Origin of the sequence: Microbacterium sp. NPDC088619, from assembly GCF_044752825.1 — a bacterium.
Classification (GTDB): Bacteria; Actinomycetota; Actinomycetes; order Actinomycetales; family Microbacteriaceae; genus Microbacterium.
On sequence record NZ_JBIVLZ010000001.1, the window covers coordinates 2,235,617 to 2,250,034 of the forward strand.

General features: G+C 65.0%; 6 protein-coding genes. 2 read left to right on the plus strand and 4 right to left on the minus strand.

All coding sequences use genetic code 11. From position 1 onward, the window contains the following. Positions 1-124 precede the first annotated feature (124 nt). The gene (locus ACIP5T_RS10810) at positions 125-1,192 is read right to left on the minus strand and encodes a DNA cytosine methyltransferase (protein ID WP_400862998.1); all 1,068 of its coding nucleotides are present in this window, start codon (positions 1,190-1,192) and stop codon (positions 125-127) included. Between the two features lie 75 nt (positions 1,193-1,267). Between ACIP5T_RS10810 and ACIP5T_RS10815 the strand changes: the two genes are divergently transcribed. Next, the gene (locus tag ACIP5T_RS10815) at positions 1,268-1,807 is read left to right on the plus strand and encodes a very short patch repair endonuclease (RefSeq protein WP_400862999.1); all 540 of its coding nucleotides are present in this window, start codon (positions 1,268-1,270) and stop codon (positions 1,805-1,807) included. On the opposite strand, the gene drmB is transcribed toward ACIP5T_RS10815, so the two are convergent. Genes drmB through ACIP5T_RS10830 form a run of 3 tightly spaced genes read right to left on the minus strand, consistent with a single transcriptional unit; the run spans position 1,712 to position 11,311 of the window. Beyond that, positions 1,712-3,490: a DrmB family protein gene (gene drmB / locus ACIP5T_RS10820; RefSeq protein WP_400863001.1), complete on the minus strand. Its 1,779-nt coding sequence runs from the start codon at positions 3,488-3,490 to the stop codon at positions 1,712-1,714. The two genes, ACIP5T_RS10815 and drmB, sit on opposite strands and share 96 nt — an antisense overlap. Continuing rightward, on the minus strand, positions 3,483-6,680 hold the full coding sequence (locus ACIP5T_RS10825; protein WP_400863003.1) for a helicase-related protein: 3,198 nt from the start codon (positions 6,678-6,680) through the stop codon (positions 3,483-3,485). The genes drmB and ACIP5T_RS10825 overlap by 8 nt, the downstream gene beginning before the upstream one ends. Then, complete coding sequence (locus tag ACIP5T_RS10830; protein WP_400863005.1) at positions 6,677-11,311, minus strand: DEAD/DEAH box helicase family protein; 4,635 nt, start codon at positions 11,309-11,311, stop codon at positions 6,677-6,679. The genes ACIP5T_RS10825 and ACIP5T_RS10830 overlap by 4 nt, the downstream gene beginning before the upstream one ends. 256 nt (positions 11,312-11,567) lie before the next feature. On the opposite strand from ACIP5T_RS10830, the gene ACIP5T_RS10835 reads away from it, so the two are divergent. Beyond that, positions 11,568-14,417, plus strand: a complete 2,850-nt coding sequence (locus ACIP5T_RS10835; RefSeq protein ID WP_400863006.1) for a helicase-related protein — start codon at positions 11,568-11,570, stop codon at positions 14,415-14,417. Position 14,418: the final 1 nt, after the last annotated feature.

Here is a 14,418-nt window from a genome sequence, read left to right on the forward strand (position 1 = left end):
TCGCGAGCTCTGAGTCAAACTCCCTGGGCCCGAGCGGGCCCGTGTTGGATCTGTTGGAAGAGCTCGGCATCGTCCACACGATCCACCCTCCCCGGATGTGAGGACGTTCGGCGCGGCCGCGAGCTTAGTCGAGCGCGTCAGCGATCAGGCGACCGATGGCCCGTCCGAGTGGGATCGGAACGGCATTCCCGATCTGTCGGGCGATGGCGGTGCGAGACCCCGCGAAGCGGTAATCGATCGGAAAGCCCTGAAGGACTGCCGCCTCGTAGTGGGTTATCGCGCGGTTCGCGAACGGGTGCAGATACCGCCCCTTCTCCGGTTTGAAGAACTCCGTCCGGATGGTGACAGAAGGCCTGTCGATGTGAAGACGCCCCATGACGTCGCCTGAGCCCGACTTGTGCTTGCGCCAGCACGGCGCGAGCAGCTCATCCGGGAGGTCGAACCTGTTGCCACCCTCAGGAATCTCGGAGAACCTTCGCAGCGAGAGCTCCGCGTAGTCCCGTCCGATGTGAAGATCGCGTGCAGCCCACCATCCGCGATGCTCACGCCCATCGATCGTGACTCGCTTATCCGATAAGGAGGGGCCGACGATGTGAGGGATGCCAGCGAAGACTTCGCCCACGGTGATGTGTCGGTCACGATCGTGAGTCGCCGCCGGTAGACCGATGTCCGGCATGTCGCGGTGCCGGCCGATGAGGATCGCGCGCTTGCGCGCCTGTGGCGCACCGAAGTCGGCCGCATTGAGCACGTCCCATTCGAACGCATAGTCGCTGAGGATTCCCCCCGGCTCTGTCGCCTGAGTGAGATCCCGGAACTGGGGCGACTTCGCGAAAACCGCGACATTCTCGAGGACGAAGTACTTCGGCTGAGCACGGGTGATCGTCTCTGCGTATTCACGCCACAACGTGTTGCGCTCGTCCTCGGCGTTCTGCTTACCGAGAGTTGAGAATCCCTGGCAGGGCGGTCCACCGACGACCACATCCACAGAGGGCACCTCCTCCTCGCGCAGCCACTCCTCGATTCCGCCCTGGTAGGTGACGCCCTCGCCGTGATTGAGCGCGAAGGTCGCGGCCGCATCGCGGTCCTTCTCCACCGCGCGAACGACCTCGAAACGAGGCGATGCCTCATGCATCCCCTGGGTGAGTCCGCCAGCTCCCGCGAACAGGTCGAGCACTGAGATGGCGTTCCCCATCGGCGCCTCCCGGGCGGTCGAAAACCCGCAGAGCAAACGGGTTGATCTGATCCTACGACGTTGCAGGATGGACGGATGGAAGCGTCGCCGGCATCTGAAGGATCCGCCTCGTGGGCCAGCAGCCCCGCGGCACGAGCGACCATGCGCGCGAACCGCGGCCGAGACACAGGGCCCGAAATGCAGGTCCGACGGCTCGTTCATGCCGCGGGACTCCGCTACCGAGTCCACGCGCGTCCCGAGCGAGATCTGCGCCGGACGGTCGACATGCTTTTTCGTCGCGCTCGGGTCACTGTTCTGATCGACGGCTGCTTCTGGCACGGATGCCCGGAACATCATCAACCTCCGAAGTCGAACGCCGCGTTCTGGTCTGACAAGATCTCGACCAACCGGGCGCGCGATGCACAGACCACCGACTCCCTCACCCGACGCGGATGGCTCGTGCTGCGTTTCTGGGAGCACGAGATCCGGGCGGACGTCGATGCTGTCGCCGCCCGGATCATCCATTCGGTGCGAACGCGATCAGCCGATGCGCTGTCCGAGCAGAGCGTCGAGAACCGGTCCGAAGAACCCGACGACCTTCTCCCCTCCGACCACGAACGTCCTGTCGAGCAGTAGGTTCGACGATTCACACGACGTCTCGGGGGCGAGACTGCACGCGTGACACGCGGCGAGATTCAGCCCGTCGATGCTCTGTGGTTCCGACTCAGCGCACACGGGATCGTTCGGGCACCACGCGGCCTGTTCGAGGGCTGCCACGATCGCAGGCACCAGCAGGTCCCGCTCCCCTTGGCGGACAAGACCCCCGAGCGTCCCTTCGACGTCCGCCGTGGTCGTGTAGATGAAGACGCCGTAGTCGCCGGCATCCTCGCAGTACACCCGCTCCCTCAAGGATGACGCCGTGTACCCGCTGCTGAATGCCAGCTCCCGCATCAACAGATGCGCGAACGAGTGGAGCAACACGTACTCAGCGGACACGACGTGCAGGCGAAGCCCGAGAGTGGAGTGATTCTGATGCTCCAGGAGCGTCTCCTCGAGAGTTCTGACCGCCGGCTGCGCTGCCCATTCCTCGACGGCAGCAGCGTCGAAACGGATGAAGATCCCCTCACCGTATCCCTCGGCCGCCGGCAGCCAGGACTTCTCGAAGGACTGTGTCGGCACAGCCGGGACTGCAGTCGCCTCCGGGGAGTACCTGCGGAAGCCTCGCACCGCTCGGACGTCGCGGAGCCTGTCGACCAGCACCACGTCCTGGATCCTCGCGGCCACGCCATCGCTGGCATCCTCGCCCGTCGGGTGCAGCTTGATCGGCCTCGTCACGAAGTCCTGCATGGGCGCGGTTCCGGAAACCGCCCTGACGAATGCTTCGAACTCGTCGCTCTGAAGGGTACTCATGATCTCGCGGCGCTCGACTGGTCCGGCGTCATCCACCAGCGCCTCGATCTCCTCCACCGATACCCCGAGATCCGTAACCATCTGGGCGACCATGCCGTCGCGCAACGCGGGGACAGCGGCGCCGAGGCTGTCGAACAGCCCGTGGCCACGGATCGCGTCCTCTTTGTCGGATGCACGACTGGGAACGGGCGGGATGTCGATGGCACTCACGGAGTCGCTGAAGTGGAGGCTGGTCGCGCCCCGCTGCTGCGCATCCACGGGCTTTCCGCAGCCGGTCCACTCGTTTTCCCAGGGCTGGGTACCCCTACAGGAGAATCCGTCCTTGGCCAACGCATCGCGGCGGAGTTCGCCCAGCGACCTCTTCGCTCCGCAGGCATCGCAGGAGACCTGGAGACTGCTCAGACCGTCACCGACTCCTTCAAGCGTGCGGAAGCGCAACCTCTCGGATGATCTGCAATCGCCCTCAGATCCACGATGTGCCCAGTCACCCCATGGGACGTCACCGAGGTGGCTGTTCTCCGTGCAGACGAGGACGAACCTCATCGGGACAAGCCGTCCGTCGCACCCGGTCTCGGCGCAGTGTGGAGCGCGACCGGTCTCGAGCTTGGGGCTCCACTTGACCAACCGGCGGCACACCTGACAGAAGAGCCACCCGGGGAACCGGACGAACTCGAGTCCCGGCACCGTGCCCTTCTCAGGTTCGTGCGTCGTCGGGGCCGCCCACAGTTCCTGAACATGGAGGGCATCGGCGAGTCGAGACGAATCCACCCTCTCTCGCACCTTCTGCGAAGGCCACTTGTCTCCGGTCGGCACCATGAACGACTGACCGAGGATGTCCACGATCGCTCCCGGACCGTAGGGGGCGACCGTCTCGGAGGCTCGGATCGTCTTCACCGTCGACTCAACCATTTCTCTCTCCCTTCGCTCGCACCTTCACGACCCTGTCCACATTCCGCATCGAGTTCATCACCGGCCAGCCCGCTCCTGGCTCGGTGAACTGGCGGAGCAGCCGCTCCTCCGGGTCCTTCGACTGGTACACGAGCGACTTGCCGGCCCACGAAGCCCGCTCGCGTACCTCCACCCAGTCGAGGACGGCCTCGTCGATCTCGCGGCCGACCTGTTCCGCCTCGCGTTGGTCAGCGCATGCGATGTGCTCCTTCAACAACGAAACCGCCTTCTTGACGCCCGCTGAATCAGCGTCGAAGTACGCAGCATCAGCGTTTCCGTTCCTGCCGACGCCATGCCTCACGAGGATGACCAGCGCTGCGCGCAGAGCCCGACGCCGCGCCTGCAGAGACCAGGGCGTGACGCTCGACGGTTCGACGAACCGGTAATAGGCGCTGTGATACGCGTCGAACGATTCGAACACCGACCTGTCTCTCGGCTTTCCCGAGCGGAACATCGTGACGACCAGCCCCGGCGTCGTCCCACGTCCGACACGGGAGGTCGCCTGGATGTACTCGGCGGTCGTCTTCGTGTGGCCGTTCACGAGCATCATCCCGAGCCGTTGGACGTCGATCCCGACCGACATGATGTTCGTCGTCGCCAGGGCATCGATCACATCCGCGTTCTCGGGCCCTCGCTCGAGTCGCTGCAAGAGGCGTATGAGCTCGTCCGAGGGGACGTTGCCGTTGAGCTCCTCCACCCCTTCGGCGCCCAGAGCGCGAGTCGGCTTCTCGCCGCCGGACCGACGCGCGAGGTTGCTCTGAACGTCATCCCGAAGGATCGTGACCGTGCGCCCGAGTTCGCGAAGGCTGTTGTGGTAAACCGCAAGCGTCCAGTACCGGTCCTTCGCCTCCCCAGCCAAACCGGTGGCGACCGGGGCGTCGAGGAGTTCGGTCGCGATCTGACCGATCGACCACGAAGGCGTGTGAGCCTGCGGCATGATTCCCAGATAGAGCCTTCCCGCAGCATCGGGGTCGGGTTCAGAGAAGTGATTGTCCTCGGCGTGCAGCCCAGCAGGCGGGAACGCCTCGACCTTCTTCGCCATCAGCCCCTGAACCTGGTCCGCCGACGCGCGGGTGGTCGCCGTCGAAGCGACCGTCTTGGGTCCTGTGCCGTTCCATCGGAGCAGGGCTCCGATCGCGGCCTCGTAGGCACCCACGATGGTGCCCAGCGGCCCGGACAGGAGATGGAGCTCATCCTGGATCACGAGCGAAGGAGCGTCGCAGATGCTGTCGATCCCAAACATCCTGGATCCATCCGATATCCAGGCCAGACGAGCGAGTTTGTCGACTGTGGCCACCAACATCGTCGGGGGGTTCGCGTAGATGCCCTCATCGACGACTTGAACCGGAAGCGTGTCGGAGAAGGGACAATCGTCATCCGGGCAGAAGAACTCGAACCCATAGGCGCTCGCCTTCACCCCGTATCGGCGATCCTTCGACGTCTTGCGTGGCGGCATGATCGACTCGGCGCACCACGGGCACTCGAGCAGTTGGAAAGGGTTGTCCGGGCGGCTTTGCTGTCTCACTTCGCGCAACTGCTTCTCGGCCTGCTTGTACGTGCCTGGAGTGGTGGAGTTGCCCAACCAGAGACCGATCGAGAAATCGGGGGCTTCATCGAGCCGCTCATCGTCCGCGCGCATCAGTTCGAGCGCGCATATGAGTGTCGCCGCGCGCTGGAACTGCTGTGCGGTGAGGAGGCGCATCGTGTAGCGCGTCAGCACAGCCATCCCGCCACCCTTGTGTCCACGGGCCAGCCTGCGTCGGATCATCTCGATCGCGGCGAGGCCGAGGTACGCCTCGGTCTTACCTCCGCCCGTGGGGAACCAGATCAGATCGACAAGATCGCGATCATCGTGCGCATCATCCACAGTCGAAGCCAGCGCGCTGAGGATGAACCCCAACTGGAACGGGCGCCACGTCGGTTCGTCTGCTCCTTTGTCGTCGAAGAGCTTCCGACCGTAACGCGTCTCTTTGTCGACGACCTTGCGCTGCCGCAGCATCTGCCATCGCATCGCGGTGTTGGCCATCCGGAACGCCTGCAGTACTTGTGCATCCTCGCTGAGGACTCGGATGCCCTCTTCGATACGTTCGAGTGCGCGGTGCTGCCGCTCGACGATACTTGCTGCGATAGCGCCGTCGGCGTCATCCAGCTTCGCAGCCTCGGCCTCCTGCTCTGAGATCCAACCCGCGTAATCCCGAGCGACGGACGACAGCCCCTCGACGAGGTCGGGGACGGGCACCGTCTCATCCGACAGCCATCGCATCCTGACGGCATCGCCGGCCCCTCGCTTCGCGCGGATCGCACTCACCTCGGTCTGCGGAATGACAGACGTTCGGACGGTGATCGGAGACGACGCCGGCACGCACTCGACGGCAACGCCATGGCCGATCGCGAACGACGGCTTGTCCCGATAGCGGAACGCCAGCTCGCGATCATCTGCGGAGACGTGAACGCTCGTCTGCGGGTAGGGAAGCAGCCCGGTCTCGTCCGAGCACGACATCTCCACCTGGAAGAGGCACAGCTCCGGATAGCGCTTGGCTTCGCCTGCCGCGACATTCGCGTCGTTGGACAGCGCCACTGTGGTCAGCCAGCGGCCCCTGTGATGGCGCGAGCGCCACGACAGCTTCGCTCGCCCTTCGAGCACCGACATCTCACCGTTCGAACCGACCTCGATGAACTCGCGGCCGCCCAAGGGCCGTCGCGTCCACTGCTCGTCGCTTCCCTTTTCATATACCCCGGCCGAAAGATCGACTCTCAGAGTCGATCCGGCATGAACGAACGACATTCCCAGGGAGGCCGGTGCCCATCCGAACGCACCGGTCAGGTTGACGCCGAGGTCCTCGATCTCGGCGTCACCGCCCTCGCCGTCATCGGCCGCCGATTCCCACTCGATCTCCTCCTCTTCGGCCACCGCTCCGGCTGAGTCCTCGACCTCGTCCAGTTCAGCAGGAACCGCTGTTCCCTGTTCGACGGGGTAGAGCGTGCCCACAAGGTAGGCGTATACAGGGCTGCGCTGCAAGACCTCGCGCTCTCCGTAAAGCGGCCCCAGCCACCGACGCCGCACTTCGGCGACGACTGCCGCCCTTCCTTCGCGCGCATCGGTGATCGGCTGAGCGTGCTCCGCCAGAGTGGTCGTCTCGATGTCGGTCATGCCTTGCTCCAGAGATAGTCGAACTCGTTATAGGCCAGTTCCTCGCCGAACTGTTCGAAGGTGTCCTCGACGTTCACGATCAGGCACCGTTCGGTACCACCGTTCTTCGGGCCCCGAAGACCTCGCCCCACCATCTGCAGATAGCGGTTCGGGCTGAACGTCGGGCGGGCGATATAGAGCGCACGCACCTTGGGGGCGTCGAACCCCTGGGTGAGGAGGTCGCAGTTCACCAGTACCTGCGTCTCCCCGGATTTGAACTGTTCGATCACGCGCCGACGTTGCTGCCTTCGCATACCTCCATCCACGGAATCCGCGTTGACATCGTTCAAGCGCAGGAGCGCAGCAATGGTGTGCGCGGATGCCACCGACGCCGCGAAGACTAGGATCGGCCACTTCTTGTTCTGTCGTTGGATGTGCTCCACGACGGTCAAAGTCCGCTGCATGTCCTGGCCGATCGCCGCGAGCATCCCCGGCGTGACCTCTTTCATCCGCTGGAACTCGGCATCCTGGTCACCCAAGGCCACCTCGACGCCGTTGAGGATCTCGTAGTCGACCTCTGACAGGACGTCCCACGACCTCAGTTGCGCGATCGGATCGTCAGGGTCGAGTGATTCGAGTCGATTCTCACCGAAACGCTGGGCGAAACGCTGGTTGATCTCATCGTTGCGGCCCCGGAACGGCGTCGCCGTCAATCCGAGCAACGGCCGCTCAGTCCGTGCCGCCGTGAGCCCGAGGTGCCGGAGTATCTCCGTGTACGACTTCGAGAGTGCGGTGTGAGCTTCGTCGATGACGACGATTCCGGGGTTCGTCAACCACTTGTATTGCGGCTCTCCGAGTCGCCGGACCAAAGTGGCGTCGATGGCGACGACCACGTGAAGCTCCTCGTCCGACTCATCCAACTCGTATCCGCCCCAGAACCGGCTGACGTCGAGGGCACGCTCGTCCCCGAACGCGCGCCAGACCTCGGTGAAGGAGTGGATCGCCTGTTCGCACAACTCCTCGCTCTGAGCGATCCATAGCACCGGCGACGGAATCTCGCCCGACTTCATCAGATGGACGAGCGCCTCCACGGTCACACGGGTCTTTCCCGCGCCGGTCGGCAGATAGAGAAGTCCGCGCTTTCCCGCGGGGTCTTCGGCGGTGACAAGGTCGCGGATCTTGTCGGCCACTGCGCGCTGGTACGGGTGGAGTGGACTGAGTGTGAGCTGTCCCTGGATATGGCTCACGGCCGACGGCCGCTTCTCGCGCGTTCCCGCGTACGAGGTGTCGAACCCGAGATTCTTCACCGCTGCCTGCGCCGCGGGCGAGCCGTCCCATCGATCGGGGACAGCGATGCCCCGACGCCGAAGCACCTCGCGCAGTTCGCGCACCGAGTCCTGCCCGTACACCCGCAGGAAGAGCTCGGCGACGTTGCGGTCGTCCAGAGTTCCGGTGTTGGCCTCCACCGCATCGAGCAAACCCGCCGGCAGGGCGCCGCGCAGCTCATCCGCGCTCACGAGGATCAACAGCCGCTTTTCGTCATTGCGGGCCGCACGCGCTGAGGCTATGAGTTCGCTCTGCCGCATCCGCTCGTCATCACGCATCACAGACCTGACGTCATCTGGCCCGAGCCCGAGCTCGAGCTCTGAGGAGATCGCGGCGAGTGCGGCGTCGGGCTCCAACGATGCGTCGACGGTGACTGCGCGCTCCTGATGGGTGGAACGGAGACGCTTCTTCTTTGTTCCCCTCGAGCTCTGAAGCACGCGATGGATGGATGACGCGCGAGCCACAGTGATCTTTCCCAGCGGCGTGAGAACGTGATTCTGCAGACTCGGGTGGATGTCGAGAAGCGGGATCGCGTCCGATATGCCACTGACTTCGACCGACTGGTGAAGCGCGTCCTCCGCGGAGATCAGTCCCCAACGCCTCTTGAGCACGTCAGCGGAACCCGAGGTGGGGATGTACGCGACACCGGCCTCCTCTAGGTCTGCGATGCCGACGCCGTTCACCACCACCGCGACCTCCGCCCGTGGCGTGAGCACGACCGTCCCGTTGATGACCGCTGGCACTCGATCCGGTGTGGGCAGGTCGGCACGGGTGGCGCACTCGGTGATGAGCTCGGCGAACTCATGCGGATCCCTGAGTTCATATCCTTCCTGCGTCAGGAAGTCCGCGAGCATGCCGTTCGGAACGGAATCCAGCTCCTTCGGTAGCGGGACGCCGACAACCGCATCGCCGATCGCCACCGGCAGGAATGTCGAGAATCGGCGAAGCGCGCCCGAGACCGCCTCGCTCAGCTTTCTAGGCCCACCCGAGGTCTGGATCAGACCGCGAGTGCGAACCGCCCACCACTCCATCGTCGAGACTCGGATCTCGGCTTTGCCGGCTCGGGTCGGGACGTCGAGGACGAACTCCGTGGCTCCCATTGCAGACAGAAGAGCGTGTGTCCACGCGACCCGATCCTGCACGCTCAGATCATCGGCCAACAGGTCGAGCGGCCCGACACCCCGCAGGTCGGGAACAGTGATCCGCGTCGCCGAAAGGCCGTTCTTCGCCAGATAGCGGCGGACCACGTCCTCGATGGTACTGACGTAGTCAGCTCGAAGGCGGTCATGCCAGAGGTCCCGGTCTCGTGCCGGCGCCGAGAAAGCCCCCGCAGCCTTTCGAAGGGCCACATTAGGCACGACCGAGCCATCGACCTGACGGGTCGAGACGTCGCGCGCGACGCTTCCGTCAGCGACGAGGTCTTCCGCCGCCCGCCACGTACCTCCCTCGGTCTTCATCAGGACACGCGCGCCGCGAGCCCGGATCCCTTCGAGAGCGCGGGCGGCGACGTGCGGCGTCGCCGCGTTCAGCGTGCGCCAGAGCTTCTCCCACTCGCCTTCCCCCCACCGGTCGGTCGCCGAGGCCGCAAGCGCGGAAGCCGCTTCGTCGCCTGATATCCCCCGGAACCCGAGCTCGCGCAATCGATCCCCCGCTGCTTCCGCGATGTCCGCGCGGACGAGGCGCACACCATCCGGAACCACGGCTCCGGGCACGGGCAGCAGCACCGTGTCCCTCTGGTCGGCCCGAGCCCAACCGCTTCCCTGGAGCGGGAGCACATGCGCGGAGCGAGCAGCCTCGTAGGTCTGCTGCGCGCCGGCCCGGAGTTCAGCGAGGATGTCTAAAGCCGCGAGCGGCCCCTCTGTCCCATCGTCCGTGACCAGTTCGTTGAGCCAGGCAGCGATGCCGGACTCCTGAGCACTCCGCTCGTCCTCGCTGCCCCCGAGCAACGCCCGCAGTCTGTTTCGCCGAGTCGGGCTCGAGAAGCACCGCGCATGCGGCATGGTCTGTCTCGGGGCGTGCGACTGCCAGATCTGAGCAGCAGCCACCGTGAGCGGGGTCTTCTCTATGTCAGGCACGCCACGGAAATAGGACGGAACCTTGAGCTCACCCGCGACGTTCGGGATCAGCGCCCGAGTTCGTGCTCTGAGAGGGATTTCAGCCGAGAGCACGGCGTCGGCAGCGCTGCGGATCTCCTTCCCCCGCCCGGGGAACAGATCGAGATGCGCTCCGGGATCTTCGGGTGTCGAAGCGCGCGCGACGACGTCGAGGAACAGCTCAGCACCGACCTCCAGCATCGCCCGATTCAACGCGGAACTGACGATCAACGAAGTGCGATCGTCGTTCACCTGCCATGGAGCGTTGAAGATCCCGCTCGCGGTCGTCGCATCGCGGAGCGGAAACCATGCCCAGAGCTGCCCAGGCATGGCGCGGCCCTCCGGGCGTACCGCATACGAGATCGTCATCGTCTGGCGCAATGCGGTTTCGGGAAGGGTCGACGCGACATCGATGGTCGGCTTGTACGTCCGCTCCGCGAAGAGCCAACGCGATCGTTCTCCATCAGGATCGACGATGACCACCTCGCCATGTTCGAGCCGACCTTCGCGCTTGAAGTCACGGGAGACGGCCGCCGTGCCGGGTCGGTCCTGCAGCGTGATTCTGAGTCGATCCAGCCCCTTGAAGAAGAGGAGCGACTCGGGTTTGAACTCCTGCAGCTCTTCGCGCAGTCGTGCGCCCTCGCGGCTGAGCGGGAGCTTGACGATGGTCGTCGCCCACCCCATCATCTCCGCCAGGTTCTGATCCTCGCGCCGAGCCGCCTCGACATCGATCATGCTGGGCACGCGCAGAAGCGGGTAGCGTCCCCCAGCTGACGGGATGCCGGCGAACAACTCCGCGGTCTCGGGGGCGTTGAAACCGAAACTCACCGCCCGGCTGAAGATCTGCGGGTGATCGCTGACCCCCAGCACCGACTTGAAGCCCAGCCCGAAGCGGCCGATCTCGTCGCCGCGCTTGGAACTCAGGAACGCATAGGTGACGGCCGTCAATCCGTCGGCGTCAAATCCCGCGCCCTCATTGGCGCAGTACAGCGCTCCGTCGGCGAGGCGGAACTCGACCATTCCGGAGGATCCGCCCGCTGCGAGCGCATCCACCGCGTTCTGCAACAGCTCCGGGATCTGCCTCGTCCCGTAACCGCCGGACTTGAAGCTGTCCTCCTGACGGACATGCTCGACCAGCAGATCATGGTCTTCCTCGTAGACGCGCAGCGCCTTGGACTGTCGCTCCGAGATGTGATCCTGCAACGTGGGATCCATCAGCTCCGGCCAGCTCATGTCGAACCTCTCCTCCTGTCAGCGGAACGTTCGTCCGCGCCGAGGCGAGTGCTCAGCCGAGTGACGTTACGGAGGACCTCAGACATTCCGCTTCGAACGCCACCCCCTGGCGATCATTATGGAGGAGGATTCATCCGTCCGCATGAAGTCGAGCCGTTGAATGTCCGACGAATCGATAAATTCTTCGGTTCCGATCAGATCGATACGATGGCGGAGAGCGGATCGACCGCAGACCGGTCAGGGGAGGTACGACGTCGTGCAGACATCGCATCAGGATGCCGCTTCGAGCACGCTCAATGTGGCTCCGGGGTCGATCGTCACGGTTCGCGACGCCGACTGGCTCGTGACCAACGCGTCCCCGACGCGTGATGGCCTGTTGGTCGAGGTCACCGGACTATCCGAGTTGGTCCGTGACACCCGCGCTGCGTTCTACGAAGGCCTCGACGACATCGTGCCGCTCGATCCACGCGCCGCGCGGCTTCGCTCCGACACATCCCCAGGACACCGGCAGAGCCGCCTGTGGTTGGAGTCCACGCTGCGCCGCACGCCTCTCCCGCTCGGCGAGGGCGACCTGTCGGTTTCGACGCGGATGCTCACCGACACCCTTGGCTACCAGCGCAGCGCGGTGCGCAAGGCTCTGAGTTCGGAACAGCTCCGCCCTCGCGTCCTCCTCGCCGACACCGTAGGCCTTGGCAAGACGATCGAGATCGGGATGATCCTCTCCGAGCTCGTACGACGGGGGCGCGGCGAGCGAATCCTCATCGTCACGCCGAAGCACGTACTCGAGCAGATGCAGTTCGAGATGTGGACCCGTTTCGCGCTCCCGTTCGTGCGCCTCGACTCCGTGGGCATCCAGCGTGTGCGTCAGAGACTGCCGGCCACACGCAATCCTTTCAGCCTCTACAAGCGCGTGATCATCTCGGTCGACACCCTCAAGCAGGATCGCTACCTGAATCACCTGCGCCGGCAGCAGTGGGATGCGGTCGTCGTCGACGAGTCGCACAACCTCACCGGCGTCACCAAGAACAACGCCCTCGCCCGCGTGCTCGCCCCGAACACCGAGGCCCTGATCCTCGCGTCGGCCACTCCTCACAACGGACGCAAGGAATCGTTCGCCGAGCTCATCCGCCTTCTCGAGCCCACCGCCGTCTCCCCGAACGGTGACGTGGATCCACAGGCCCTCGATCGCCTCGTGATTCGGCGACACCGTTACTCAGATGAGGTCAAGCGTGAGGTCGGCGATCAGTGGGCGGAGCGCAAGGAGCTGCAGCATCTGGTCGCCGCCGCGTCACCGGCAGAGGATGCCGTCGCCGACGAACTCGCCGAGGTCTGGCTCTACCCGCAGGTGAGCAACCCATACTCGGGGGACAACAAGGGACTGTTCCCTTGGACCCTCGCGAAGGCGTATCTCTCCAGCCCGCCCGCGCTTCTGGAATCCGTTCGCAACCGCATCCGCACTCTCGGCGACACCCGCACCCTCGAGCAGGATCGTGAGCTGGAAGCCCTCCGGCGCTTGGAGTCCCTGGCGAAGGCCAGCACCGAGGGCGAGTCGACCAAGCTGACGAAGCTCGTCGCCTACCTCAAGCAGATCGGTATCGCGCGCGGTTCGACCGAACGTGTGGTCATCTTCTCGGAGCGAGTCGCGACCCTCCACTGGCTGCGATCCCGCCTCCGTGAAGAGCTCAAGCTCAAGGACGACCATGTCGAGATCCTGCACGGTGGCCTCTCCGACGTCGAACAGCAGGCCGTGGTCGAATCGTTCAAGCAGTCTTCGTCACCGATCCGTGTTCTGATCACCGGCGATATCGCGTCGGAGGGTGTGAACCTGCACTCGCAGTGCCATGAACTGGTCCACTTCGACATTCCGTGGAGCCTCATCCGCATCGAGCAGCGCAACGGCCGCATCGACCGCTACGGTCAGCAGCACCCGCCCCAGATCACCACGCTGCTGCTGAGCCCGTCGAATGAGCGCTTCTCGGGTGACATGCGGGTTTTGCAAAGACTCGTCGAACGCGAGAACGAAGCTCATGGCGCTCTCGGCGACGCTGCCGTTCTCATGGGCGCTTACAGCGTCGCCGCCGAGGAGAAGGCGATCGAGCAGGCGCTGATGAAGGGCGACCCGCTCGATGAGGTCGTCCCGGGAGTCACCGACGTCACGGGCGATTCCGACGACCCGTGGCGAGCGTTCCTGCAGGGATACTCCGAGTCGACCCCCACCGCGGTCTCCGCCGCCATCGACGACGGCGGCACCACCGGCCTCTTCGAGTCGGATGCCGACTACCTGCAGTCCGCCCTCCATGAGGTGTTCGAGACACCGGCCGAGAACCTCGGTGCGGGCGGCGTGGACTGGAAGGTCCACTCGGGATACGGGATGGTCGAGCTCAGCCCGACCGACGACCTGAAGCAACGACTGACCGTCCTGCCGCAGACCTACCTGCAGGAGCGCAAGGTGCTCGACGACATGAAGCTCGCGACCACCGAGACCCGGGCCAAGGCCTCGCTCAAGGACGCCCGTGACGACACTTCGGAACGACAAAGCCTGTGGCCCGAAACGCACTATCTCGGGCCGCTGCATCCCGTACTCGACTGGGCCGGTGATCGTGTCCTCGCGAAGCTCGGGCGAAACGAGATCTTCGTCGTGGGTGGAGACGTGCCGGTGCCGACCGTGCTGCTGCTCGGCACTCTCAGCAACGCCCGAGGTCAGGTGATCGCGACGAGCTTCGTGACGGTCGCGGGCGGGATGATCCACCCCTACGCGAGTGCGGGAGAGGCGCTCGCAGACCTCGGCATCACCTCGACCCACACGAACCCGGGTCCGATCGACGACTTCGAGGCGCTGCAGGATCTCATCCCGCGCGCCGTGGACCGAGCCGTGGCACATCTCGTAGTGACGACCGAGGCCGCGGCGGCCGACGCACGCCGTCGCGTCGACGAATGGTCCCAGCGGGTGGAGTCGTGGATCGAGACGTCGGGTGACCTCGTCCAGCGTGCGGATCTCAAAGGTCGCCGCTCCGCCGTGAAGGACGAGGAACGCACAGCTCGTTCGATGCTTCCCTCGCGACACCTCGCCCGCCCGCTGCTCGTCGTCGTCCCTGAGGAGGCCTGAG

Excerpts from the sequence above, each read along its gene's own strand:
- ACIP5T_RS10810 (WP_400862998.1), bottom strand. The coding sequence starts at position 1,192 with ATGGGGAACGCCATCTCAGTGCTCGACCTGTTCGCGGGAGCTGGCGGA.
- ACIP5T_RS10825 (WP_400863003.1), bottom strand. The coding sequence starts at position 6,680 with ATGACCGACATCGAGACGACCACTCTGGCGGAGCACGCTCAGCCGATC.
- ACIP5T_RS10815 (WP_400862999.1), top strand. The coding sequence starts at position 1,268 with ATGGAAGCGTCGCCGGCATCTGAAGGATCCGCCTCGTGGGCCAGCAGC.
- ACIP5T_RS10830 (WP_400863005.1), bottom strand. The coding sequence starts at position 11,311 with ATGAGCTGGCCGGAGCTGATGGATCCCACGTTGCAGGATCACATCTCG.
- drmB (WP_400863001.1), bottom strand. The coding sequence starts at position 3,490 with ATGGTTGAGTCGACGGTGAAGACGATCCGAGCCTCCGAGACGGTCGCC.